Source organism: Psychrobacter aestuarii, assembly GCF_904846035.1.
In the GTDB taxonomy this organism is placed as follows: domain Bacteria; phylum Pseudomonadota; class Gammaproteobacteria; order Pseudomonadales; family Moraxellaceae; genus Psychrobacter; species Psychrobacter aestuarii.
Genome location: NZ_CAJGYT010000001.1, coordinates 1,322,827 through 1,347,998, shown reverse-complemented (window position 1 = coordinate 1,347,998; position 25,172 = coordinate 1,322,827). Strand labels below are relative to the sequence as shown.

General features: G+C 48.4%; 28 protein-coding genes and 1 tRNA gene. 20 read left to right on the top strand and 9 right to left on the bottom strand.

Going from position 1 to position 25,172, the window contains the following annotated elements:
* Nucleotides 1–2 precede the first annotated feature (2 nt).
* On the bottom strand, nt 3–785 hold the full coding sequence (locus JMW05_RS05615; protein ID WP_201504373.1) for a YdcF family protein: 783 nt from the start codon (nt 783–785) through the stop codon (nt 3–5).
* Between the two features lie 274 nt (nt 786–1,059).
* Between JMW05_RS05615 and JMW05_RS05610 the strand changes: the two genes are divergently transcribed.
* On the top strand, nt 1,060–1,377 hold the full coding sequence (locus JMW05_RS05610; protein WP_201504372.1) for a hypothetical protein: 318 nt from the start codon (nt 1,060–1,062) through the stop codon (nt 1,375–1,377).
* Nucleotides 1,378–1,473: 96 nt separating this feature from the next.
* On the opposite strand, the gene JMW05_RS05605 is transcribed toward JMW05_RS05610, so the two are convergent.
* Nucleotides 1,474–2,145: a GntR family transcriptional regulator gene (locus JMW05_RS05605; RefSeq protein WP_201504371.1), complete on the bottom strand. Its 672-nt coding sequence runs from the start codon at nt 2,143–2,145 to the stop codon at nt 1,474–1,476.
* A gap of 299 nt (nt 2,146–2,444) precedes the next feature.
* Between JMW05_RS05605 and madL the strand changes: the two genes are divergently transcribed.
* The 9 genes from madL (at nt 2,445) to mdcH (ending at nt 9,846) form a co-directional block, all read left to right on the top strand.
* Nucleotides 2,445–2,852, top strand: coding sequence for a malonate transporter subunit MadL (gene madL / locus JMW05_RS05600; protein ID WP_201504370.1), 408 nt, complete (start codon nt 2,445–2,447; stop codon nt 2,850–2,852).
* 78 nt (nt 2,853–2,930) lie between these two features.
* Complete coding sequence (madM, locus tag JMW05_RS05595) at nt 2,931–3,689, top strand: malonate transporter subunit MadM (protein WP_201504369.1); 759 nt, start codon at nt 2,931–2,933, stop codon at nt 3,687–3,689.
* A 21-nt stretch (nt 3,690–3,710) separates the two neighbouring features.
* A complete protein-coding gene (mdcA, locus tag JMW05_RS05590) occupies nt 3,711–5,366 on the top strand; it encodes a malonate decarboxylase subunit alpha (protein WP_201504368.1) in 1,656 nt (551 codons plus the stop codon).
* A 32-nt stretch (nt 5,367–5,398) separates the two neighbouring features.
* Nucleotides 5,399–5,716 carry a malonate decarboxylase acyl carrier protein gene (mdcC, locus tag JMW05_RS05585; RefSeq protein ID WP_201504367.1) on the top strand — a complete coding sequence of 106 codons (318 nt, stop codon included), beginning with the start codon at nt 5,399–5,401 and terminating at the stop codon, nt 5,714–5,716.
* A complete protein-coding gene (locus JMW05_RS05580) occupies nt 5,709–6,599 on the top strand; it encodes a biotin-independent malonate decarboxylase subunit beta (RefSeq protein ID WP_201504366.1) in 891 nt (296 codons plus the stop codon). Before mdcC ends, JMW05_RS05580 begins: the two co-directional genes overlap by 8 nt.
* A 13-nt stretch (nt 6,600–6,612) precedes the next feature.
* Nucleotides 6,613–7,329 carry a biotin-independent malonate decarboxylase subunit gamma gene (mdcE, locus tag JMW05_RS05575; protein ID WP_201504365.1) on the top strand — a complete coding sequence of 239 codons (717 nt, stop codon included), beginning with the start codon at nt 6,613–6,615 and terminating at the stop codon, nt 7,327–7,329.
* A 100-nt stretch (nt 7,330–7,429) separates the two neighbouring features.
* Nucleotides 7,430–8,155, top strand: a complete 726-nt coding sequence (gene mdcG / locus JMW05_RS05570) for a malonate decarboxylase holo-[acyl-carrier-protein] synthase (RefSeq protein ID WP_201504364.1) — start codon at nt 7,430–7,432, stop codon at nt 8,153–8,155.
* Nucleotides 8,082–8,969, top strand: coding sequence for a triphosphoribosyl-dephospho-CoA synthase MdcB (gene mdcB, locus JMW05_RS05565; RefSeq protein WP_201504363.1), 888 nt, complete (start codon nt 8,082–8,084; stop codon nt 8,967–8,969). The genes mdcG and mdcB overlap by 74 nt, the downstream gene beginning before the upstream one ends.
* Nucleotides 8,947–9,846 carry a malonate decarboxylase subunit epsilon gene (gene mdcH, locus JMW05_RS05560; protein ID WP_201504362.1) on the top strand — a complete coding sequence of 300 codons (900 nt, stop codon included), beginning with the start codon at nt 8,947–8,949 and terminating at the stop codon, nt 9,844–9,846. The genes mdcB and mdcH overlap by 23 nt, the downstream gene beginning before the upstream one ends.
* Before the next feature lie 353 nt (nt 9,847–10,199).
* Here the strand turns inward: mdcH and JMW05_RS12020 are convergent, their stop codons facing one another.
* Entirely contained in the window at nt 10,200–10,655 is a 456-nt protein-coding gene (locus JMW05_RS12020; RefSeq protein ID WP_227691454.1) for a tetratricopeptide repeat protein, read from the bottom strand.
* 248 nt (nt 10,656–10,903) lie between these two features.
* Here JMW05_RS12020 and JMW05_RS05550 point away from each other — a divergent pair, with 248 nt between their 5' ends.
* On the top strand, nt 10,904–11,263 hold the full coding sequence (locus JMW05_RS05550; RefSeq protein ID WP_201504361.1) for a hypothetical protein: 360 nt from the start codon (nt 10,904–10,906) through the stop codon (nt 11,261–11,263).
* 183 nt (nt 11,264–11,446) lie between these two features.
* Here the strand turns inward: JMW05_RS05550 and JMW05_RS05545 are convergent.
* Nucleotides 11,447–11,537: transfer RNA gene (locus JMW05_RS05545), tRNA-Ser, on the bottom strand.
* Between the two features lie 185 nt (nt 11,538–11,722).
* On the opposite strand from JMW05_RS05545, the gene JMW05_RS05540 reads away from it, so the two are divergent.
* The 3 genes from JMW05_RS05540 (at nt 11,723) to JMW05_RS05530 (ending at nt 13,503) form a co-directional block, all read left to right on the top strand.
* Entirely contained in the window at nt 11,723–12,607 is an 885-nt protein-coding gene (locus JMW05_RS05540; protein ID WP_201504360.1) for a DNA/RNA non-specific endonuclease, read from the top strand.
* A gap of 43 nt (nt 12,608–12,650) precedes the next feature.
* Complete coding sequence (locus JMW05_RS05535; protein WP_201504359.1) at nt 12,651–12,902, top strand: hypothetical protein; 252 nt, start codon at nt 12,651–12,653, stop codon at nt 12,900–12,902.
* Between the two features lie 217 nt (nt 12,903–13,119).
* Nucleotides 13,120–13,503 carry a DUF2147 domain-containing protein gene (locus JMW05_RS05530; RefSeq protein WP_201504358.1) on the top strand — a complete coding sequence of 128 codons (384 nt, stop codon included), beginning with the start codon at nt 13,120–13,122 and terminating at the stop codon, nt 13,501–13,503.
* Nucleotides 13,504–13,612: 109 nt separating this feature from the next.
* On the opposite strand, the gene JMW05_RS05525 is transcribed toward JMW05_RS05530, so the two are convergent.
* Entirely contained in the window at nt 13,613–15,652 is a 2,040-nt protein-coding gene (locus JMW05_RS05525) for a cation:proton antiporter (RefSeq protein WP_201504357.1), read from the bottom strand.
* A gap of 493 nt (nt 15,653–16,145) precedes the next feature.
* On the opposite strand from JMW05_RS05525, the gene JMW05_RS05520 reads away from it, so the two are divergent.
* The 4 genes from JMW05_RS05520 to purC all read left to right on the top strand — a co-directional run bounded on the left by JMW05_RS05520 (nt 16,146) and on the right by purC (nt 20,013).
* Complete coding sequence (locus tag JMW05_RS05520) at nt 16,146–17,576, top strand: Do family serine endopeptidase (protein WP_201504356.1); 1,431 nt, start codon at nt 16,146–16,148, stop codon at nt 17,574–17,576.
* A 297-nt stretch (nt 17,577–17,873) separates the two neighbouring features.
* The gene (gene dapA, locus JMW05_RS05515; RefSeq protein WP_201504355.1) at nt 17,874–18,779 is read left to right on the top strand and encodes a 4-hydroxy-tetrahydrodipicolinate synthase; all 906 of its coding nucleotides are present in this window, start codon (nt 17,874–17,876) and stop codon (nt 18,777–18,779) included.
* Nucleotides 18,780–18,853: 74 nt separating this feature from the next.
* On the top strand, nt 18,854–19,174 hold the full coding sequence (locus JMW05_RS05510) for a hypothetical protein (RefSeq protein WP_227691453.1): 321 nt from the start codon (nt 18,854–18,856) through the stop codon (nt 19,172–19,174).
* 125 nt (nt 19,175–19,299) lie between these two features.
* Nucleotides 19,300–20,013 (top strand): phosphoribosylaminoimidazolesuccinocarboxamide synthase, encoded by a 714-nt coding sequence (purC, locus tag JMW05_RS05505; RefSeq protein ID WP_201504354.1) that lies wholly within the window; start codon nt 19,300–19,302, stop codon nt 20,011–20,013.
* Between the two features lie 196 nt (nt 20,014–20,209).
* On the opposite strand, the gene JMW05_RS05500 is transcribed toward purC, so the two are convergent.
* Together JMW05_RS05500 and JMW05_RS05495 are read right to left on the bottom strand one after the other, a co-directional pair.
* Nucleotides 20,210–21,382, bottom strand: a complete 1,173-nt coding sequence (locus tag JMW05_RS05500) for an SEL1-like repeat protein (RefSeq protein ID WP_201504353.1) — start codon at nt 21,380–21,382, stop codon at nt 20,210–20,212.
* Nucleotides 21,383–21,733: 351 nt separating this feature from the next.
* Nucleotides 21,734–22,138 (bottom strand): hypothetical protein, encoded by a 405-nt coding sequence (locus tag JMW05_RS05495; RefSeq protein ID WP_201504352.1) that lies wholly within the window; start codon nt 22,136–22,138, stop codon nt 21,734–21,736.
* Between the two features lie 376 nt (nt 22,139–22,514).
* Here JMW05_RS05495 and JMW05_RS05490 point away from each other — a divergent pair, with 376 nt between their 5' ends.
* Nucleotides 22,515–23,147 (top strand): DNA-3-methyladenine glycosylase, encoded by a 633-nt coding sequence (locus JMW05_RS05490; RefSeq protein ID WP_201504351.1) that lies wholly within the window; start codon nt 22,515–22,517, stop codon nt 23,145–23,147.
* Between the two features lie 78 nt (nt 23,148–23,225).
* Nucleotides 23,226–23,537 (top strand): Nif3-like dinuclear metal center hexameric protein, encoded by a 312-nt coding sequence (locus JMW05_RS05485; protein WP_201504350.1) that lies wholly within the window; start codon nt 23,226–23,228, stop codon nt 23,535–23,537.
* Between the two features lie 134 nt (nt 23,538–23,671).
* On the opposite strand, the gene JMW05_RS05480 is transcribed toward JMW05_RS05485, so the two are convergent.
* Together JMW05_RS05480 and JMW05_RS05475 are read right to left on the bottom strand one after the other, a co-directional pair.
* Nucleotides 23,672–24,127 carry a hypothetical protein gene (locus tag JMW05_RS05480; protein WP_201504349.1) on the bottom strand — a complete coding sequence of 152 codons (456 nt, stop codon included), beginning with the start codon at nt 24,125–24,127 and terminating at the stop codon, nt 23,672–23,674.
* 735 nt (nt 24,128–24,862) lie between these two features.
* Complete coding sequence (locus JMW05_RS05475; protein ID WP_201504348.1) at nt 24,863–25,066, bottom strand: CsbD family protein; 204 nt, start codon at nt 25,064–25,066, stop codon at nt 24,863–24,865.
* Nucleotides 25,067–25,172 lie beyond the last annotated feature (106 nt).

The window sequence follows — 25,172 nt, the reverse complement described above, 5'->3', positions numbered from 1 at the left end:
GTTTAATATTCGTTCAGCAGCCAGCCGCTAACAAAGGCAAAATACTCGCGAAACCATGCATTGTAACGGATAGATAACGGCGTCTCGCTCGCCACCGTCAAGGTATTGCTAAAGCCCTGATGCCGTGCAATCGCGGCGGCGCGCACGGTATGAAAATCATTGGTCACAATAGCAATCGTCGCGTCTTTATCAATGCCGTGCTCAGCAAGGAGCGGCGCACTATAGGCAAAATTGGTCTCCGTGCTGGTGCTTTTGCCCTCAATCAAAAGTCGCTCAGGGGCGAGATGATGCGTGTCGACCAAATAGCGCGCCATGACCTCCCCTTCGCTTTGGCTGCGCCCAAAACCCAGCCCGCCACTGGTCACCACCCAAGCCGCTGGCTGTTGCTTGGCTAAAGCGGCAGCGGCGTCCAAGCGCGCAATCAGTGCCGCGCTGGGCTTGCCATCGACCGTGCCTGTACCGAGCACAATCATTGCCGCAATGGGTGGCTGCGTGCCGCGACTTGCGTCAATCCGCTGCTGCAATATCACGGCAAATACCAGAAAGCTAATCAGCCACAGCCCAAAGATGCCCCACGATGTCTGCCAACCTCGGCGCAAACGTGGACGCGTCGCCAAAAACGCACAAATACGCGTCCAAAACAGCCCATGCGCGAGCAAGAGCACGCCTATTATCAGCGGCACAAGCGTCCCAAAATTGAACTTATCAGCCGTCATCAGTGTCAGGCACTGAAGCACGATTACCGCCCCAATGATGGTGAATAAAATACGCAGTAACGTAACCATACCTTCTCTTTTTTATTATCGAGTTCTTATTATCAAGAAACCGTTATTTGTCGTTATAAAGCTACGCCAGCGACCTAAACGTAACTAATGACGCGCGCTGCTATAAACGCAAGCAACAATCGCAACCTTTCTTTAGCTTTCATAAGCCTACTTAATATTGCCATCCCGTACTATAGGTGCTGTCGATAGGGACTTGCCATCACCGCCTGCTAAATACGGCCAGCGCTTAAGCCCTTATCATCGCCATTTGATATGAATTTAATAGGAAATACTTATGAAAAAAATTATTTTAGCTTCAATTTTTGCCGCAACTACTTGCTTTACCATGACTACCCAAGCCAATGCCGCGCCAAACAATCCTCATCACGTAGAAGAGCAGCAGCACAACAAAAAGGTTGAGCTAAAGAAAAAACAAACCCAGCACAAAGCCGATGCCGCTAAAAAACACATCAGCCAGCATAAAGAGGTAAAAAAAGCGCCACAGCATCATGTAACGCCAAAAAAAGCCGCCCCAAAACCTGAGCTACACAAAAAACAAGCGTCGCCAAAACACAATAACCAGCCGCATAAAAAAATAGACGACCGCCGCTAGTATCATACCTGACACCTTCTAATCTCCCAAAAACGGCATCTGTTATAGATGCCGTTTTTGTATATAAAATAAACTCTATTAAGTATTTATAAGTGACTACTGCGCCGTTTCAGGACTCATGGTGGCGACCAAATCGGTAAAGCGCTCGCCTTGGATAGAAACGTGTGCTTTGATTAAGCTCTCCGCCGCGTCTTCATCGGCATTGATGATGGCATCGACGATGCTTTGATGCTCATCAAACGAGTGCTGCATACGATTATTGACCCGTAGTTGCAGGCGTCTGTAGGGGTGCAAGCGGTTGTGTAAGGTGGTCGCTTGCTCGGTCAAAAAGCTGTTGTGGCTTAGCTGATAGATAAAAAAATGAAACTGTCTGTTAGCTTCATAATAGCTCTCAGGATTGTTCTCGAGCAGATATTGCTGACACTCCTCATGCAATTGTAGCAGCTCACGTTTTTCATCCTCACTGATGCGCCTTGCCGCTAGCCTGCCGCACATACCCTCTAGATATGCCATGACCTCAAACATCTCAAACAAGTTGACGATATTGAGCGTTGGCACGACCGCACCACGACGCGGGCGTATCTCAACCAGTCCCTCAGACGCCAATAATTTTAAAGCCTCACGAATCGGTGTGCGCGAAACGCCATATTTGTCACACAGTGTGGCTTCATCGAGTTTGGTTCCAGGGGGCAGACGACCGTAAATGATGTCATCTTCTATTTTTTTACTTACCTGTACAGATAGGGGTAAGTCATCAATTAAACTCATAAAACCTCCAATTGTATACAATATGGAATTTATTGAATGCAATACGGTTGCACTTTTATACCAGCTGTATTAGATTATATCAAAGAAGTGGGCAATATTTGGTAAGTGCTTATTGCTATTTATAGCAAAAGCCTAAGCAGTATAAGCGATAACGCGCTGTATACAATTACTTAGTCAATAAGTCCATCTGACCAAAGATAGGTAGGTCTTTATTGGTAATGATACGCCCTATCGTAACGGCTCACAGTAACGTGCAAGTATTATCGAAGCGATTGTAATTATATCCAAGGAAGGTTTTTATGATCATATATGGTACGGCTTTACTATCAGTCAGCTATCTGCTCGGAGTGTATTTGGGAGGATTGCTGGGAAAAATATTGGGCGTTGATGCCAATATTGGCGGCGTGGCGATTGCCATGGTGCTGTTAATTATTGGTAAAGAATGGCTGGCAAAACGAAACCTGCTCCCCAAAACCACGCAGTTTGGCGTGCTGTATTGGGCAGGTATGTATATTCCTATCGTGGTGGCGATGGCAGCGGGACAAGACGTCGTCGCTGCATTATCAGGTGGTCTGGTTGCCGCCGTGGTGTCGGTTATCGCGCTTGCGGCGACTATTGTCGCTGTACGCTGGTTTAATACGCGCGCAGATGACTACGACACGTTTGAATGGGACGAACAAGCGCCCGTACTCGATAAATTGTCTTAAGTTGTCTTAAAAATTATGAGGTTTTCTGCGACGTAATATACCCACACCACCACGCTCAGTGCGATAAGGAATAATTAAATGGACTTAATTATACAAACGCTCACCAAAAACGGACTGGTCACTGCCCTTGCAGTCACAGGTCTGGTGATGTTCTTTTCTCAAATACTCTCCAAATACTTAACCCGCGGCAAGCTACAATCCTCCGCCATCGCCATCACGCTCGGCTTAATCGCCGCCTATTTTGCAGGTCTGTACACCAATGGCAGCAAAGGCATCTCCGATATCGAAATTTTTTCAGGCTTTGCGCTGCTCGGCGGTGCGATGCTGCGCGACTTGGCGATTTCTTCAACCGCCTTTGAAGTGGACGTCAAAGAAATCAAGAGCGCAGGCACCATTGGCATGATTGCTTTGATACTCGGTTGCGTCATTCCCTTTGTGGTGGGCGCGGGCGTGGCATGGACGCTCGGCTACAAAGACGCGGTATCAATGACCACCATCGGTGCAGGCGCGATGACCTACATCGTTGGTCCGATTACGGGCACGGCGGTCGGCGCCAGCTCCGATGTTATCGCCTTATCCATCGCCATCGGTCTGATTAAGGCGGTGTTTTTTATGATTGCCACACCGCTGTTGGCAGGTTTTATGCGCCTAAAAAGCCCGCGCTCTGCCATGATTTTTGGTGGTTTGGTGGGCACGACCAGTGGCGTTGCGGCGGGGCTGGCGGGTACCGATGTCCGCTTGGTGCCTTATGGGGCGCTGGTCGCCACCTTTTATACAGGACTTGGCGCGCTGCTTGGACCGTCGGTGTTCTTCTTGACCGTTAATGCGCTGTTTTAATTATCAGATAAAGGAAGTCTTATGCATACCCAAAATAAAGAACGCCCATGGCATCAACAAAAAATACGCCGCCAAGAAAAGCTCGATGCGGCACGCGCCAAAGGGTTAGAAAAGTGCGTTACTAATGAGCGCACCACCGAGCTGTTAGAGACAGTTATCAGCCCACAAGACCGCGTCTGTATCGAAGGTAACAACCAAAAGCAGGCGGACTTTTTGTCTGAATGCCTGTCGCGCTGTGACAGCGAGGTATTAAACGACCTGCATATTTTACAATCGGTGCTCGCGTTGCCCAGCCACATTGATATTTTTGAAAAAGGCATTGCCAGTAAGGTCGATTTTTCTTTTGCAGGACCGCAAGCACTGCGCCTAGCTAAGCTTGTGCAACAACAAAAAATCCAAATTGGCTCGATTCATACGTATTTAGAATTGTACGGTCGTTATTTTATCGACTTAACGCCCAATGTCTGTCTTATCACCGCGCATTCTGCCGATGCGGACGGCAACTTATATACAGGCTCAAACACTGAGGACACGCCTGCGATTGCTGAGGCGACCGCGTTTAAAAGCGGTATCGTCATCGCGCAGGTTAATGAGCTGGTCGATAGCGTGCCGCGTGTAGATATTCCCGCCGATTGGGTCGATTTTTTTATCGTTGCCCCGCGTCCCAACTATATCGAGCCGCTGTTTACCCGCGATCCTGCGCAAATCACCGAAGTACAAATTTTAATGGCAATGATGGTGCTCAAAGGCATCTATGAGCCGTACCAAATCAAGCGCCTCAATCACGGCATTGGCTTTAATACCGCCGCCATTGAACTGTTGTTGCCCACTTATGGCGAAGAGCTGGGACTCAAAGGCAAGGTCTGCACCAACTGGGCGTTGAACCCGCACCCGACTATGATTCCTGCTATCGAAAGCGGCTTTGTGGACAGCATTCACAGCTTTGGCTCCGAGGTCGGCATGGATGACTATATTGAAAGCCGTTCAGACGTTTTCTTTACAGGCAAAGACGGCAGCATGCGCTCGAACCGTGCCTTTAGCCAAACCGCAGGACTGTACGCGTGCGACTTGTTTATTGGCTCAACCTTGCAAATTGATTTACAAGGCAACAGCTCGACTGCCACCGTTGACCGCATTTCTGGCTTTGGCGGCGCGCCAAATATGGGCTCAGACCCGCACGGACGCAGGCATTCAAGTTACGCTTATCTTAAAGCAGGGCAAGAAGCGACTGACGGACAAGTGGTCAAAGGGCGCAAATTGGTTGTGCAAATGGTCGAAACCTACCGCGAGCACATGGATTCGGTATTTGTCGAAGAGCTTGACGCGTGGCAGCTGCAAGAAAAAATGGGCAGCGACTTACCGCCCATCATGATTTATGGCGATGACGTGACGCACATCGTGACCGAAGAAGGTATTGCCAATTTGCTTTTGTGCCGTACGCCTGAGGAGCGTGAGCAAGCCATTCGCGGCGTGGCAGGCTACACGCCCGTTGGCATGCAGCGTGACCATGAACAAGTTAAAGCATTGCGCGCACGCGGCATCATTCAGCGACCAGAAGACTTGGGCATTGACGCCTCAAAAGCGACTCGAGACTTACTCGCCGCAAAATCCATCAAAGATTTGGTGCGCTGGTCGAACGGCACGTATCAGCCGCCCAGCCGTTTTAGAAACTGGTAACACGCGTCCAAAAAATTATAAGGAACAGCATAATGAATGTACTGAATTTTGATTTTGACTCCCAGCCGATAGCGGACGCCAAAAAAGACGTGATTTGCGGCGTGGTCGGCTCAGGAAATTTAGAAGTATTGGTCTCACCGCTGGAAAACAGCGCGCAAAGCCGCTTTGTCGTCGATACCTCGGTGACAGGCTTTGACCATATTTGGCAAGCGGTATTGAAAGATTTTTCGGAGCGTTATGCCGTTGGCGGCTTGGAATTTAAGCTCAACGACATGGGCGCAACCCCAGCGGTGGTCAGCTTACGATTGAGCCAAGCCATCCACATTTTGGCGGAGCAGGCACATGGATAATAATTATATTCAAAAAAGTTTTTATGAAAAAACGGCGCGCAACCGCATTGCCAGCATCGTGGACGCGGGCAGCTTTCAAGAAATTCTTAAACCTGGCAGCATTCCTGTCAGTCCCAACCTTGCTGCACTCGACATGGTCGGCAGTTTTGATGATGGCGTGGTGATTGGTTCGGCAACGATTGACGGCGCGCCCATTGCCATGATTGCGCAAGAAGGCAAATTTATGGGCGGAGCCGTAGGCGAGATACACGGCGCAAAAATCGTCGGCACGCTATTAAAAGCCATTGAAGACAAACCCAAAGCGGTCGTCTTTTTGGTCGATTCAGGCGGCGTACGTCTGCATGAAGCCAATGCAGGACTGATTACAATCTCTGAGATTATGCGCGCCATGCTCAAAGTACGCGATGCGGGCATTCCTATCATTACCGTCATTGGCGGCACGAATGGCGCGTTCGGCGGCATGGGTATTTGCGCCTGCTTAAGTACCTATATCATCATGACCGAAGAGGGGCGCTTGGCGCTGTCAGGTCCTGAAGTCATTGAGACCATCAAAGGCGTTGAAGAGTTTGACTCTAAAGACCGCGCGCTCGTTTGGCGCGTCACAGGCGGCAAAACCCGCTACTTGCTCAATCAGGCAGACTTTTTGGTCGAAGATGATATCGATGATATTAAGCGAGGCATCATTGACGCAATGGCGCAGCCTGCCATCACGCTGGACCTAGCGCAGCTACAGCAGCAGCAAGCCGACTTACAGCAGCAGTATGACAAGTGGTTTGGGCAAAAGGACAGCATTGCGATTTGGCAAGCGCTCAACATTGAACATCCCGACGCCATTGCCATGCTCAGCGCCCAAGATGTGCGCGCCATCAAACAAGAATTATAAAAAGGACAAGACAATGCAAACCAATACCGTGTTAGACGCCTTATTCCCTAACGAGCTGCAATACGACATCCGTGATTCTATGATTCGGGGCAGCGCTCAGACCAAGCTTGGCACTGTAAAAATCATCGGTACGGTGGACTCTGCCGCGATGAATCAACATATCGCCTTGACGCTCGCCACAGACATTTTGGACGTCATCGCCGAAGACAACAAAACGCCCGTGGTGTTCATCGTCGATACCTTGGGGCAGGACTCGTCCCGCGCGGATGAGCTATTGTGTCTAAACGGCACATTCGCGCACTTGGCGAGCTGCGTTGATTTGCTTAGACGGCGCGGGCATCCTAACCTTGCCATTGTGTTGGGCGAAGCGGTCAGCGGCGGCTTTTTGTCCTATGGTTTGATGGCAAACCAAGCCTTTGCCTTAGCCACAAGTCAAATCAAAGTCATGGACTTGCAAGCCATGTCCCGCGTGACCAAAATACCTTGTGATAAGCTCAAAAGCCTGTCGCAAACCTCCGCCATCTTTGCCCCAGGGGTGGAGAACTACCACGCGATGGGCGCGGTCAATGGGATTTGGGACGACTTAAATGGACAGCTGGTCGAAGACACTTTGGCTGACCAGTTGACCCACATGGACGACTTTTTGACAGACGAGCGCCGCAAAGTGGGTGAAGACAGAGCAGGGCGCACCTTGTGCAACAACATTGTCGAGGCGGTATTAAGCGCTTAAGGTGCTTATAAGCTTGTCAGATAGGTCAGCAAAAATGGTTTAGATGCCCGTTTTCTAAATGACAGGGACTGTCAGAACTATCACTATAAAAGGGAATCATATGCAGCGTCATGATTTGGTGTACCTACAGCCGCACGAAGCCTACGCGTTTATGAATGACGCGTTGCCAGACTCGGTCAAGCGTGCCATAGACTGCCTGATTGAGACGCAGCACCCCTTAACCGTATGTCGCCAAGACCTGCCCGAGCGTATCAAAGTAGCGACCAGCTACATCGAAGATGCGCGCAAATACCGCCTAGCGCTCAGTTTGCCCAGCGCCCCGCAAGTGGTCACGCCGCCCTTGGCATTGGCAGCGCTGTTGCCGCAACTGCCCAGCTCAATACGCGCGCTGGCACAGCAATTTATCACCCGCTGTACCGAGCTTGCATGCCACGTGCATGTCTATGGCTCGTTTGCCAATCAGTACTTTACCAGCTTACCTTTTGTCCGCCCAAGCTCGGACTTGGACTTATTATTGATTGCGCCGTATCACCAGTTAAGCGAAGTGCTGCTGGCGGCGGATACTTTTAAGCGCCAAGCCAAAGCGGCGGCAAACCTGACTATCGATGGAGAAGTCAGAATACACGGCCGTATGGATGTCTCCTTTCACGAATTGACCTCTGCCATTATGCTGGACATTCCCACAATATTGGTAAAAACCGTACATGATATCCAGCTGCAACCGCGAGACGTATTACTAGGATGGAATACTTATGACTATGAGTGCTTTATTGAATCAAACCCACATTGTCCAAGCCTATCCGCACGCGCTGTGGCAACATCTTGACGATCTTGCGTGCGAAGCCCTCTATGATGAGCTGAGCCTAGAGCACAAGCCCGGTCTGGTCTGCCCATCGAGCAATGGCAGCCACACCGACATGACGCATCAGACCTTTATCGACAGTATTGCCTCGCTCAAAGGCTACTTTGCCACACTCAGTCAGTTCGGCTATAGTGATGCCGATTTTGAGACCATCAAAGCCCAAGGCATCTACCAAGAAACCAAAATGCGCACTGCCACCTGCGGCATCAATACGCACAAAGGCGCGATATTTAACCTCGGCTTTATTTGCGCCGCCATCGGTCGCTGTCTACAGGCAGGATTGCCACTGACGGCTAGACATATCTGCGCGCAGTTGGTTACCTGCTGGCAGGTGGACTTGACCACGCGCCTTACCCGAGACCCTGACAGTCATGGGCAGAAAATGCAGCAAAAATATGGCGTCACTGGCGCGATAGAAATGGTGGCGAATGGCTTTGAGGTCATTGAACATCAAGTGCTGCCATGCTTTTATGACACCATGCAGCGCACTCAAGACTTTGAAAAGGCGAGCATGCAAGCGCTGATGCTGCTGATATCTGTTTTATCGGACACCAATATCATTTGGCGCGGCGGCATGGTACAGCTGGAGCGGGTGCAGCAATTAGCCACCACATTTTTGCAGGCAGGCGGCGTGCATCAAGCCTACTGGCGAGCGCAGGTGCAGGATATTGAGCATTACTTTATCGAGCACAATCTCAGCCCCGGCGGCAGTGCCGATTTGCTCGCGGTAACGATTTTTTTATATAAGGTGGAGCATGAATTTAATTATTCTCTTTAGTGGTCAAGGTCTGCAGCGCCAAGCATACATCGATGAGATGCTGGGATACATGTCAAGTGACGCGCAGGCACACCTAAAATCCGTCGTGCCTGATTTGTTTTTTGAAGACGCGCCGCTGTTTGATAACCAAATAGCGCAGCCGTTTATCTATACGCTGCAATACTACCGCTGGCAGCACTTGCAAAGGCTAGTCGGTATGCCGATGGCGTTTGCGGGTTACTCATTGGGCGAGGTCAGCGCGTTTTGTTGTAGCGCGCAGTTGTCCTATAGCGATGGTCTGAGCTTGGTCGCCAAGCGTGCGAACCTGATGCAGGCAGCAGTGACAGAAGCAGCAGGTTTACTCGCGGTCAAGGGCGTGCCTGATAGCCAACTTGACACGCTGCTCACCAAGAGCCAAACGCACCTGTCTATCAAGATATCTCGCGATCAGTTTATCATTGCAGGAAAAGACGCGCAGCTGGCGCATGCCGCCGACATTGCCAAAAATTTGGGCGCACAAAACGTCCAGCGCCTGAGTGTCTCTGTGCCCTCGCACACGCCCATAATGCAGACGGCAGCCACAGCTTTTGCCAGTTATACCGAGACGCTAAGCATACCCAAAATGGATACGCCCATCATTAGCGCAAGTGAAGGCACGAAGTACAGTGACAATCAGCAAGGCTTACGCATTTTAGCGCAGCAGATTGACCATCCTTTGGATTGGCATTTGTGCCTTGAGACGATTGAGGAATATCAGCCAAGTATGGTGATAGAGATTGGACCGGGCAGCGCGTTAGCCAATATGCTGGCAAAAGTGCTGCCGCATGTGCCCTGCAGAAGCTGGGATGATTTCCAAAATCTCGATGGATTGAGCGCATGGATTGAGCGTAATCGGTGAGGGTAGAATTAAGGGCTGCGTGGTTATGAATGGTGTGGCTTATAAGCGTGGAGCGTTTTTACTTATTCACCTACGGTTTACACTGTTCTGGCTGTAAACATCTACCCTTATAAGCAATTGTGATTAGACTGTCACCATCCACATACGATCCTTTGAAACCACTTGAGAAAATCTCACCTTTATTATTGATTCTATAATACTCATTTAGTGGTGCATCGGGCTCTTCATGGTCGAGTAAATTTTTCGAAGTTTCGATACGCAGCCAAGCAGTGTTTCTTGATGTCTGTAACAAAAACATCATTAGCCTATGTTGCGCCTGTTCTGTTTGCATCATGGTTTGCCTTACTCGTGTGCTACTTTGAAATATAGAGCGTACCAAGCTCGTACTGCGCGTCTTGATTGCCTTGCTCCGCCGCCTTCCAGTACCACTGCACCGCTTTACTGTGACTGATCTCTACGCCTTTGCCATAGCGATACATTGACCCCAGTTTGCTTTGTGCGCCTGCGTGTCCTTGCATCGCCGCCTTTTTATACCATGCAAACGCTTTGCTGTAGTCCTGCGGGACAACATCACCTGTCTCATACATTAAGCCAAGCTGGTATTGAGCTTCAGCATTGCCTTGGTTTGCCATGACTTGTAGCTGCATGATTTGTTTATTCTCTGCTTGGTTATGCTCTGCGCTTAGCGGCTGTGACTGAGCGGTTTGCGAGTGTGTCGCGTTGGGCGTATTTTGACAGCCTATAAGCAGCATAGGCGACAGAACAACAGCGAAAAAGGCAGGCATACACGTACGGTTAAAAAAAGTCATAGGGGCGGCTCACCTAAAAGAATAATCAATAAATGTTAACTTTTTTTATCTGTTTATGGCAATGAGATAATGATCATTTAGTATCTTCTATTTATCTCAAGTGGTATAAGTAGCTATAGCAAGCAAATTTTTTAGGCTAAAAATGCTTTATGCTATAGAGGTAAATATCCCATGTTTAACAAAGGCATTGCATCTGAGTATGGAAGGTTAAAGACTATCTGCATGCCCCAAAACCAAAAGATAATATAATGAAAAAAGACATCAAAAATTCCACGCTACCAAACAAAATGCCTATCTATACTAAAATAGGAATGGCATTTTTACTGGTCTGCGGTGTGCTCTATTTGTTTCAGCCAGCTATGTTTCGTGATGGGTTCTTTTCTCTAGCGGTGGGTGTGGTGTTACTCTTAACCAGTATGATTGATAGAGTAAGAAAGCGTCACTATGAGATGGTTACCTTATTGGTCGGTATATACTTTTGCATAGAGGGCATACATGCTTTTTTTGCGCTTGAGATTCCCTATAGGCATGTCATCACGATAGCTCTACTTGTGTCTGTGGTTTTTTTGAGTGCGGGCTCGTTAATCAGGTCATTAACAAAAGCGTGATAGCCACTGTATACCGTTTCATTTTTGAATGAGGATAGTTGGTGTTAAGCCATGACGCTCATACTTTTAATGTCGAGCGAATCACCAGACATAAAAAAAACGCTAGAAGCGTTACTTATAAAGGGTTATAGAACTGTATGTGAGAGGATAGGAATAATTAAGAAAACTAAGGTTTTATCAGTTTGGCGGTGAAGGAGGGATTCGAACCCTCGATACGCTATTAACGTATACACACTTTCCAGGCGTGCGCTTTCGACCACTCAGCCACTTCACCAACATCGCAAATCAGCCGCTAGAAGTAGGCAGGACGCCTGTGCTGATTTAAGACGCACTAGTATAGCCGATACGCGTACCAAAGTCACCACCCACGTGCCGCGTTTTCGCGCCGTATCGTGCTTTTCTTATCGCACCGACACTGCTAGGATAGCGCTATGCCTTATGATTGTGATTGCGCCGCTTATGACCCATGCTTTGATTGACCACCCTTATCGCCTGATGCTCGCCAGCTTTACCTTATTGTGCGCGAGTATGCTGCCTGCCCATGCCGAGGGTTTTAGCGCGTGTAGCGATGCCTATTATAGCGGCATTTATCCTGAATTTACCAATACCAAACTGGCGCAAGACACCCAGCCTTTATGCTTTGATGGCTTTGCCGTCATGTATTCGGCGCGCAGCCGCACGCCGCTGTGGTCCGCTGAGCATTTGACCCGCGAGCGCTTGACGCAGGCGAAAACCATTGACCGTCAAGACAGCTTTCACGAAGAGAGCCGCTTGCCACGCTCAGCGCGCGCCAGCCTTGAGGACTATTCAGGCTCAGGCTATGACCGAGGGCATCTTGCGCCCAATGCCGATATGGCGACCCGCAGCCAGCAGTATGACAGCTTTAGCCTTGCCAACATCGCGCCGCAGTCTCCGCGCAACAACCGCTATATCTGGCGCAACCTAGAAGAGGCGACTCGCGATTTGACCGAGCAATACGGCGAGGTTTATACCGTGACAGGGGTCGCGTTTTTGGGGTCAGAGCTGACCCAGCTGGACAACCGCGTCCTTGTGCCCAGCCATTTTTATAAGGTGGTATATATTCCTGCGCTAGACAGCGCGGGCGTGTATTATGCGCCCAACGATGAGTCCGAGCGTGTTGAGGTCATCAGCCTCGATGAGCTGGAGGCGAACATCGGCATTGATGTGCTGCCCATATTGGACGCCTCTCGCCGCGATGATGTACTGGCATTGCCACTAAAGGCAGGCGAGCCGCTCGGGGAGACGCAGGTGAGCGAGACGCCAAGCTGGATGGTTTTTGTCGCCGCGCTCTTAAAATGGCTCGTTAATCAGCTGAGCGCTTAGATTTTGTACCCATTCCCCGCACTTTTTAGCCAAGGAGCCACCCATGATTGACCCTTTTGCCAACAATCACCAAAGTATGCAGGTCGGCAACTTGGTGATTGAAAACCAGACAGACAAAGTCACCATCTATGGTGACATCGACATCACCCGCGATAAAACGGGACGCGCCGCCATAGAAGAGCTGCATCAATTGACCAGCGCGATTTTAAACGCGATGGATACGCAAAATTTGGATGCGCCGTCAAACGATAATAATGACCGCAGCGATACGACTATCGCCAATCCTTTCTTGTAACTGTTTGATATAGTGGTATTTCTACAGCAATAATGCGTTATAAAAAATTACTGGGCAAATGCAGTATTTTGTCTATACTAGGATTAAGACAGGCGCTTTTGGACGTTATTGCTCACCACCAACCCTGAGCAAAGCCTCACCATCGCAGTACCCACTCACACATACGGCTTGGGTCATTGCCAAAAGCGTTATACCATCGCAGACAAGGAGTCGTATTATGAACATGCTTACCAAAACCGCACTGGCCGCCGCCACCATGAGTGTTGCAAGCCTAGCGTTCGCCGCTGACCCACTCGCCAACACCACATGGCAGACCTTTGATGAAGGTCAACCCAAAGCGGTCATTAAAATAACCGAATCAGGCGGTGTGCTGACAGGTAAAATCATCAGCACCGCGACCGAAAAGGGCAAAAAATACGTCGGCATGACCGTGATTACGGGTCTAAAAGCCGATGGTAATGGCAAGTACAGCGGCGGTAAAATCACCGACCCTGAAAAAAACAAATCTTATCGTATGAGTGCTGAAGTCAAGGGCAGTACGATGGATGTGAAAGGTCACTTAGGACCATTCTCACGCAGCCAAACGTGGAAGAAAAAATAACCTGTATGAGGCCTCTGGTTTGACACGGTTATTTTAAGATAAACACAAAAAGCCCAGCTCATATAAGCTGGGTTTTTTTATGAAAACACCTTTTTGCTTTTGGCAAAATTTAGTCTTTATCCTTTTCCGTGCCGTTTGTCTCTTCGGTATCGGGCAGGCGACTCGGGTCAAGGTTGCCGTCCTTGGTTTTTGGCGCACTCATTTCCTTTTCAGGGGCTTTTTCTGCGGGTTTCTCAGGTGCTTTTTCAGACGCTTGCTCAGGATGGTCAGCCGCTTTCATTTTTTCGGGGGCTTTGCTACCCGCTTCAAACTGCGCGTCTGCGATGGCGCGCGCTTGCTCTTGCTTAGCGGTCACATCCACGGTTTTTGGCTGCACATCATCGTCCACGACCAAGGCGACCAGCTTACGGTCACGTGGCACATTACCGTCAAATTTATCGGTAATCACGCTCAGCTTGCCTTCTTTATCGAGCGTATACAGCGGCACGAACTGCTTGTTGTCCGCCTTGTACTGCGCGTAGCTGTAGCTGTCGGTGATGTTGGTGATTTTGATGCGCGCCTTTTTCGATATCATGCTGGCAAGTTTGGTATAGGTCACGTCTTTGCCAAACAGCCACTGCGAATGAAAGTTGGACTGCTTGTCATCGCGCTCGCTTTTGGTTTTTTCATCGCTAAACTTAAGGCGATAAATCTTTTGTTCCCCGAACTCATGACGATAATGAATCTCGGACAAGGTATTCAGCTCTTTATCCATACTCATCGCGAATAAGTGACCAATACCAATCAAGTCAAGGTTGTGGTCGGCGTGGTCAGAGACTGGATTGCCAAAGTAGGTGCGCAGACCACTCATGCGCGCCCGCGCAATGTTGGTGTAGTTGTTGTGCGCGACGATGACATCAAACCCTTGGTCTTTTAGCGAAGTCGCCACCAAAAGTGCCACAGGGTTTGAGCCGACGACCAAGATACCATTGGTAGCAGGCTCACGCACGCCCAAGAAATTGGCGACCATTTTAGCGCCTAAGCCCTGAATCATCACGGTGCCGATAATGACCATGAATACCAAAGGCACGAGCAGCTCAACGCCTTGCAAGTCATATTCTTGCAGACGGATGGCAAACAGTGACGAAATCGCCGCCGCAACGATACCACGCGGACCAATCCAGCTGATCATCATCTTTTCGCTGGTCTTGAGGTTGGAGCCAATAGATGACGCCCAGACTGCCAAAGGGCGCGCCACAAACATCACAATGGCGAGCAGCACCAAGCCTGCAAAGCCGACACTGAGCAAGCTCTCTAGCTCCACACGCGCGGCAAGAATGATAAACAATACCGAGATGAGCAGCACGGTCAATGACTCGTTAAACTCAAGAATGGTATCGCGCGGGAACTTGGGCCAGTTGGCGAGCGCCACGCCCAGTACCGTCACCGTCAACAGTCCCGACTCATGCTCAATATGGTTTGAGATGGAGAATAGCAGCAGCACATAGGCGAGGGTAAAGACGTTGTTTAAATACTCAGGCACCATGTGGCGGCGCATCAAAAACGCCAGCACGTACGCGCCCACCATGCCGAGCACCGTCGCCAGTACCACAATTTTGGCAAACAACAGAATACTGCTCGCCTCACCGCCTGAGATGATGTACTCGTACACCAAAACCACCGCAATCGCACCGATGGGGTCGATGATGATGCCTTCCCATTTAAGAATGTTTGAGATGGTTTTGTTTGGGCGCACACTACGCAGCAGCGGCACAATCACCGTCGGTCCTGTCACGCAAACCAACGCCCCGAACAAGAGCGCAATCAGCGGGTCAACATCAAAGAGCAGATAGGTCGAGAGCGCCACCACAGCGATGGTGATGAGCACCCCCACCGATACCAGCATCTGTACCACCGTGCCATGCTGCTTAATCTCATCGAACTCCAAGGTCAATGAGCCTTCAAACAAAATAATGGCAACGCCCAAAGAAATGACAGGGAACATCAGCTCCCCAAGTACCAAATCGGGGTCAAAATACCCAAGCACTGGGCCAACAATAATACCAATCAACAATAAAAACAAAATGGACGGTTGCTTTAAATACCAAGCCAACCATTGGGCGGCAATGCCAATCCCAACCACGCCGGACAGCAACAGGGCGGTATCCATAGAGGAAATCCTTTTATACACTTGACATATAAGACAGACAGTTCGTTATCAAACGCGCTCACAAAGCCGCGTTGCCCGCCAAAAAAAAGCAGGCATCATGACGACACACACATAAAGCCTATCAGTAACAATCCGTAGGCACAGCGCCAGCACAGCACATTGCGCGCATGCTGATAGTAGGAATATCAATATGATAGCCGCACATCATAGCACGAATTGCTTTTACTTGTATGACACGGCCATCTGAGCGCGGTCAGGGACGACAAGGTGTGAACCGCGCACATGACGCACGACCATCATTGCTGTGCTGAGACAGCACTGAGTGACAATGCAATCGGCTGCAATAAAGATACCAAGCAAAATGTGTAAGATAAGCGATCTGCCTATAGCAATGACGAGAGAATGCGTTATGATAAGAACCAATATCATTCACCAACATCGCAGACGCATGACAACCGTACATTATAAGCGTCATTTCATATAAGGGGACACCATGAACACCGCACCCACCATGTATCTACAGCGCTGGCTTGTTGGCGGCGCGCTGTCACTGGCCATCGGTAGCAGCCTCTTTGTGGGCAGTAGCCTCATTGCAGCGCCCGCGCACGCCGCGGTACAGACCGCTGATTTTTCAGATTTGGTGCAGCAGGTCACCCCTGGGGTTGCGCGTGTGAACGTCACCAAGACCGTCAGCGCTGACGAGCTGGCGCAAGCGCAAACCGCTGAGCTGTTGCGTCAGTTTTTTGGTGACAGGGTGCGTATCCCCGAGCAGCCAGCACCTGCCATTGAGCACGCCTACGGCACAGGCTTTTTTGTCACCAGCGACGGCTATATGCTGACCAACCACCATGTGATTGAAGGCGCGGACAAAATCACCGTGACCTTAAATGACCGCACCGAGCTGGACGCCACCTTAATTGGCAGTGATGAGCGCTCGGACGTGGCGGTGCTCAAAATCAAAGGTACGCGCTTTCCTGCTTTGCCGATTGGCGACTCTAACCGCTTAAAGGTGGGTGAGCCTGTACTCGCCATTGGCTCGCCATTTGGTTTTGATTATTCTGCTTCGTCAGGTATTGTCAGTGCCAAGTCGCGCAGCTTTTCACGCGAGACCAGTGTGCCCTTTATCCAAACCGATGTGGCACTCAACCCTGGCAACTCAGGCGGACCCCTTTTTAACCAACGCGGCGAGGTGATTGGTATCAACTCGCGCATCTTTAGTGGTACTGGCGGCTATATGGGGCTGTCGTTCTCGATTCCGATTGATGCGGCGATGGATATTTATCAGCAGCTCAAAGACAATGGCAAAGTCGCGCGTGCGTATCTTGGCGTCTATCCGCAAGACATCGATCGCAATTTGGCAGAAGCCTATAAGCTTGAGCGTCCACAAGGGGCATTATTGACCCGCGTTTCGCCAGACTCGCCAGCGCAAGTGGCGGGACTCAAGGCAGGCGATATTATTTTAAGCTACAACGACCAGACCATCATGCGCGCCGCCGATTTATTAAACCTAATCAATCGCGCGCGTCCCAATGACCGCTTTAGTGCCATGATTCAGCGAAATGGCAAATCCATGACCGTACGTGGCAAGCTGAGCGATGCGCCCAATGACGTGCAGGCCACAGGCAAGCAACAAGACAACGAGATTCGTCTGGGGCTACGCCTGCGTAACCTCACCCGTGAAGAGCGCGTGGAGATTACCAAAGACGACAGCACAGGCGTCCTGATTACCGCCGTTGACCCCACAGGACTCGCCGCACGCTCAGGACTACAAGCGGGCGACATCATCACCACCTTGCATCAGCAGCCGATTGATAGCGTGAGTGATGTCTCGGACGCCATCTCGTCTTTACCAAAGACAGGCGTGGTCACCATAGAGGTGATTCGCCAAGGCATTCCTGCAATTATTGGTCTGCGTATCGAGTAATAATCAGCACATAAAATAGGCAGTCCCTCAAGCACCACTGAGGGCGCGCGCCTAACAATGACGGCTTTAATAGGCGAAAACCATAGGGTCACGCACAGCAACAGACAAGTTGTAATTGAAGATGGTGGGCATATTAAAATATGCTACACTAGCAGGCAGATTTTGGTCATTATCGCATGGCAGCGCAGTATCTACGCTAGGATGACGACCGCAAACACGACCCCAACGACTAATACAAGGTTCGTCCTTGTCCACGACCTATCTCTAATAGCTAGGATAATACAGTAAGGCACGGTTATGAGCACAGCATACGACGATATCAAAACCCGACTTCAAGGCTCGATGGTAGCCTTGGTGACGCCCATGCATCCTGACGGTGAGGTCGATTATAAACGTCTGGCTGAGCTTATCGATTGGCAAATCGAAGCAGGCACGCACTGCTTGGTTGCGGTCGGCACCACAGGGGAGTCGGCGACGTTATCGGTACAAGAGCACAGCGATGTGATTCGCTATTTTGTGAAGTACGTGAATGGCCGTGTCCCTGTGATTGCAGGAACAGGCGCGAACAGCACTGCCGAGGCAATTGCCTTGACCAAAGAGGCGGCGGATGCGGGTGCAGATTGCGCGCTGCTCGTTGGCCCTTATTATAACAAGCCGCCCCAAGAAGGCTTATACCAGCATTTTAAAGCCATTGCCGAAGCGGTCGATATGCCGCAGATGCTATACAACGTGCCTGGACGCAGTGTCGTTGACATCGCGCAAGAGACCGTTGAGCGCCTAGCCGACATCGACAACATCGTGGCTATTAAAGACGCGACAGGCTCACTTGAGCGCGGCGCAAAACTGATTAAAGCCTTAGGCGAGCGAGTGGTCGTCCTATCAGGTGATGACGGCACTGCCCTTGAGCTGATGCGTCATGGCGCAAAAGGCAACATCTCAGTCACCGCCAACATCGCGCCACAAGCGATGAGCGAGACCTTTGCCGCCGCCTTGCGTGGTGATTTTGATGCCGCTGAAGCTGCGCACGCGCCCATCGCTCATCTGCACCGCGACCTGTTTATCGAATCAAGCCCCATCCCTGTCAAATACGCCCTGCACAGAATGGGACGTATCGAAAAAGGCATCCGCCTGCCGTTGGTATGGCTAAACAGCGCACACCATCAGACCATCGATGATGCCCTTGTGAAAGCAAATTTGCTATAACGTGATAAGGTCATACGCCGCCCCCTTTTTGGCGCGCGTGCGGCTTGTCCTCGAATGTAGACTGTAGAGATACCATGATGAAAACATCATTTACCCAAAAACGTCGCCTATCTGCGCTTGCTTGCCTACTGCTTGGCAGCACTGTTGCTCTGTCTGGTTGCCAAACGGCAAAAGGCTGGCTCGGTCAGCGTGACAACGGCAGTCTTGACTACCAAGACAGCAAAAAACTGGCACCCATTGAGCTGCCTGCACAGCAAGCCAGTGCGCCGTTTGTACCGCTATATCAGACGCCAAGTGTTGGCAACAACACCTTAGATTTGACCAACGACGCTGGCAAACAGTATCAACTGCCACGCCCTGAGCGTGCAGTCAGTGTCGCGCCCGCTGGCGAATAACCCCACTATCGGTCACCTATAGCACGCAACAGACGGGGCAGGGCAGCTGTCTGCCCCAGTCGATGGCGAGCTGGTGACCACTTCTGCGTTGTATCATTTAAGCTTGAACGAACAGGACCCCTCTTATGCAAAAACAACAACTGCTGTATAAAGGTAAAGCGAAATCTGTCTATGAGACCGATGACCAAGACTTTTTGATTCTCCATTTTCGCGATGACACCTCTGCCTTTAACGGCGAGCGTGTTGAGCAACTGGCACGTAAGGGTCAGGTAAATAACCGCTTTAACGCCTTTATCATGCAAAAATTGGCAGATGCTGGCATCGAGACACATTTTGAAAAACAACTGTCTGAAGACGAAGTGTTGGTTAAGCGTCTGGATATGATTCCTGTAGAGTGCGTCGTGCGTAATTTTGCTGCAGGCAGCATCGTACGCCGCTTGGGTCTTGAAGAAGGTCAAGTGCTAAACCCACCAACCTATGAGCTGTTTTATAAAGACGACGCGCTCGGTGACCCGCTGATTAACGAATCATTGTCACTGTCTCTTGGCTGGGCGACCGAAGCGCAGCTTGAGCAAATGAAAGCGCTGACGTTTAAAGTCAATGAAGTCTTGAGCGAGCTGTTTGCTGCAGGTGATATGCTGCTTGTTGATTTTAAACTTGAATTTGGTGTGTTCCATGACCGCGTGGTCTTGGGCGATGAGTTCTCACCAGACGGCTGCCGTATTTGGGACAAAACCACTAAGAAGAAACTGGACAAAGACCGTTTCCGTCAGTCACTCGGCGACGTTATCGAAGCGTACGAAGAAGTGGCGACCCGTATCGGTGTGCCATTAGACTAAGCTATTGATGCTTTGTAAAAACAAAAAAACTGAGCCTTGTGCTCAGTTTTTTTGTGGCATTTTATTTATTATGTTTCTACAGTAAAAGATTTGAGTTTTGCGTTATAGACTATAGTGAATCCAATGGTTATAAAATTTATGTGAAATCAATATATATCTGAGCGTACGAGATGAGCTTAGCTTTATCGTTCATATCTTATTGATTACAGCCTTCTTGTAATCCATTATTACAGGCTTTGTTATACCAATCTTTGGCTATGCTCTTATCTTGATTTACCCCATAACCATAATCGTACATCCTTCCAAGATTATACTGTGCTTCAGGCAGTCCTTGACTAGCTGCTTTGCGATACCACTCAATGGCTACAGAATCATTTTCACGTACTCCGTTCCCATTGTCATACATTTTTCCAAGATTATTTTGGGCATTAACAAAACCTTGTGCAGCTGCCTTTCGATACCACTGAACAGCCTTAGCGTAGTCTTTATCAACACCAAGTCCTTTTTCATATATCACTCCAAGATTATATTGACCATCCTTACTTCCTTGCTCAGCTGCTTTTTCAAACCATTTCACGGCTTCTTTTTCATCTAGTTCAACCCCTTGACCAGTGATATACATAATCCCAAGATTGTATTGTGCTTCAGCATTATTTTGTTCAGCTGCTTTTTGATACCATCGAATAGCCTTAACAGGATCTTGATTTACACCATAACCATGATGATATATTTCTCCAAGATTATTCTGTGCCTCAGAACGACCTTGTTCAGCTAACGGTTTGAATAGCTCAATCGCCTTACTATAGCTTTGATGACTTTCATCACTATCTCTATATAGAACCCCAAGATTATATTGACTTTCCATATTTCCTTGCTCAGATGCTTTTTCAAACCATTCAATAGCTTGATCATAATCCTGATTTACACCTTGACCACTGAAATAAATTAAACCAAGATTGTTCTGTGCATCAGAGCTGCCTTGTTCAGCCGCCTTTCGATACCACTGAATAGCCTTGGAGTAGTCTTGATCTACTCCATAACCATAATCGTACATTCTACCCAAATTGTTTTGTGCATCAGCATCACCTTTGATAGCCGCTTTTTTATACAGCTCGACTGCTTTAACGTAATCTTGCGGTACTCCTAGCCCGTTTTCGTAAGAAACACCTAAATCGAATTGCGCTATAGTATCGCCTTGTTCAGCTAATCTCTGTAACTCTGCAATGTCATCACTCTCTTCCATTATTGGTTGTACGTGAGAAACTTCATGGTGGTCATTATTTTGGGTTTTCTGACAGCTCGTTATCAAAATAGATGATAAAGAAAGACAAACGAGAGTGACGGCTAATTTGGTTTTAGATGAAATCATGTATTTCGTTCGCTGATTGAAAGTTATTGGTAAAGCATACCATTTGCTGAAACGATTGCTTAATAAAAAGAAGACATCTATACCAATGATTTTGTGTGGGCAAAGTCATTTAACGTAAGCCAGTCATAGGAATAAGTTCGGGGCGCTATACAGGCATCAAACTAACCGTATTAGATACGACTTTAATGAGCGTACAAATGCTAAGCTGATAGGTATATCATTATCATTAGGCTGTCTTATTAAAATTCCTAGATTGTTTTTCATGATGTTATGAACATAGCTCAATATCTAAGGTAGTTTCGTAACTTCGTAAAAGAACTGATACTTTTACAAAAAGTCTAATAATAAATATCACCTACTTAAGTTCAATTCGTCTTGAATAAGTGGGTTGCTAATTATCATATAGTCATGAAAGTCAAAGGAAATTCGTCCCCAGAGTATTCTCATAATATGATTAAAACGGTCACGACATTCGCATGCTTCGTCTTCATTAAATTTCTCTAATATGTAACATTCTGAAGTATGCATTTGGTTTATTATCAAGTTATTTATACTATGACCAAGATAGTATAAATCTGCTGCAAACTTTCTGTACAATATCTCGTTACCTTGTAAGCTTGCACATAATTTTATTAAAAAATATTCTAGACTCCAATATTTTTCAATATCCCAAATACACAGTTCCTCTAAAGAGTAGTGAAAAGACTTCTCATCCCAAAAAATATCTTTGCATTCACTATACTTTCTAACAGTCATTATTAGTCTCCTGTTTTTCATATTTTCATCGTATGTGTTTGTTTCTAGTTATATTATAAATACATTTGGATGTTGATGACTTTATTTTAAGAAACTTAATTAGGGTATACCTTAATTAAACCAGCTATCTCACCTTTCAAATTTATGAACAGACCAATTAAAACAGTCCTCTATAATAGAGCCACTCATAACAGACTACAACGCCTATCCATCTATCAACCAGTAACATTCTTTAGGCACAGGCTTGTCGCTCAGTACGTATAAAAAATCCCACATAGCGCCAACACTGTCTTCGATACCTTATCTTACTTTTATGCTAGTTTATTAATGCTCATCCCTATCAATCAGACCATAAAAATAAGAAAAGGTTTTGCTCATGTCTACTCATTCATCTACCGTGTTAGACCCCAACTGGTTCATCCGCCCGACCTGCGTGGTCGCCGCCGACCTTATCGGCAAGATATTGTGCCGCCGCGTGACTGATACTGACGGACAGGAAAAAGTGCTGCGTATGCGCATCACCGAGACCGAAGGCTATATCGGGCTACAAGACACGGCTTGCCATACCCACGCTGGCAGCCGCACCGCGCGCACCGAGGTCATGTATGCTGAGGGCGGGGTGTTTTATGTGTATCTGACTTATGGCATCCACCACATGCTAAATTTGGTGACCAGCGTGGCGGAATCGCCTGAGTCGGTGCTGATACGTGCAGGGTTTTTGACCGAGGACAGCGACCGCTTACTTAATGAAATGGACAAGCCGCCGCGTGAACAACTGACCCACCATAGCCAATTTGCAGGACCGGGCAAATTGACCAAGCGCCTATCGGTCAGCCGCGACTTATCGGGTTTGCCGATTGCGCCTGAGACGGGGCTGTGGGTAGAGGATGACGGCTGCCAACCGCCCGTGTCCCTGCGCCCGCGTATCGGTATTGATTACGCAGGGGAGGCAAAGGATTGGTTATTGCGTTATATTTGGACGGCGCATCCGTCGTTATCCAAGCCGTAATACAACCAAACGCTGATAAAAAACGACCGCGCAAAATTTTCCAATAAATATAAAACAACCCATAAAAAAGGAAAAAACATGTACAAGCTCACCGTATTCATCCCTGACGACGCGCTAGAGACCGTCAAGTCTGCGCTGTTTGCCGCAGGGGCGGGCAAGATAGGGGATTATTCTAACTGCTGCTGGCAAGTCAAAGGCACGGGACAATTCAAACCATTGGCAGGCAGTCAGCCGCATATTGGTGAGCAGGACAAGGTTGAGCAGGTAGAAGAATGGCGGGTCGAAATGGTGGTGTCCGACATTTATATTCATACCGTCATTAAGGCACTAAAAGACGCGCATCCGTACGAGACACCCGCCTATGACGTTATCCAAGTCATTGATATTTAAACCATCGACACGCTAAAAATTGCCCATAAAAAAAGGTCAAATAAGCTAAGGACGTGCTTATTTGACCAAGGAAAATGTGCGTTCACTTGCGTGTTTATGAATACGGTAGGCGAAATGAGCGCGACAAGACGATATCAATCGTGCTTGTTTTTGTACTTATAGCCGTTGTGCTTGTTGCCGTGTTTATTGCCCTTAGCGTTTGAGCGTTCATAAGCACGTGTGCTGATGTGGCGCAGTGATGGGTAAGTGTAGAGCATCTCATACGTCTGATTGTTTCTGCGGGCGTGTGCCAAGATACGGTTGCTGTTGCCTTTATCCTTGCGCACGTCCATCACCTTGTAGCCGCTACGCTCTAGGCGGGCGCGCAGCTCTTGGCTGACGTGACCAAAGTTTTCTTTGTAGTCTTTATTGCGGTCATAGTCGCGATCGCCATAAATGGTGTTGCCATAGATGTCGTATTTTCTATAGTCGTCATTTTTGCCATAGCCATCATAATACGGCGTGCTCACACAGCCTGCGGTGATACCCAATAAAGCCGTCATACAACCTGCGGCCAGCACCTTAGATACAGAAAAATTTAAAAAAGACATGAGGTGTACTCCTATGCAGGTATCTTTACAATAAGTTGTCATAGGCCATCTTACGCCTATCACGCGCTAAGAGTGCCTTTGTGTCTCATTATTATAGTACGGGTAAATGCTTGATAACACGTGTTATTAACGTTAAAAAGTTGTAACGAGCGTCAGGGATTTGGTGACTATTCGCCTGTTTTTCATGCGCTTTTGTTACCCAAATTACCGCATGACTACATGCTTGTAAGCATATGCTTACAACGAATGACGCTAATACGACTTAACAAGGGTCGTGGCTTTTGACATTATAGACACACGGCATAAGGGACTGTGACTCAAGGATTGAGTGAGCCGCATTAAGGATAATGACTTATTTATCAGCGTCAGGAAGATACTGATATATAGGGTAAGGACACACCCTGACCATAGGACAAGTAATTGGACATGGTTGCTGTAATGAAATGGGGCAGGATGCCCAGCTATCACACTCAGCTAAATCTCATGCAAGGATGTATGATGATTCATCGTGATAGGTAATAAGGATGGTTAACAATAAAACCGCATAACAATCGCTTGCTATGCGGTTTTATTGTATCTGTTTGCCGCCCATTACGCGATTTGTTGTGATTATTAGCGCAATAAGCGTCAATTTGGTTTGGGTAGCAAATACGAGTAGTACCGCTTTGCCTTTAAAAAAGACTGCAACCGCAGTCTTTTTTACGTTTGGCTGTCAAATAATAGATTGTTAAACGATTAGTAACCGTTGGTGTTGCGCCAGTCATCGACATCGCGTTCCGCTTGGTCTTGGGCGTGACCATAACGCTCTTGTAAGCGTCCTACCAGCTTGTCACGGCTACCTTCGATGTAGTCTAGGTCGTCATTGGTCAGCTCACCCCATTTTTGCTTGACTGAGCCTTTCATTTGGTTCCATTCGCCTTTTAGAGTATTCTCGTTCATTATTATCGTCCTTATTTTAAAGGTATAAAAAGGGGCGTTATCATTACGTCTCGCGCTTGTCTGTGCGCTATTGGGATAACTGGGCAACAGACACGCGTGTCTAACT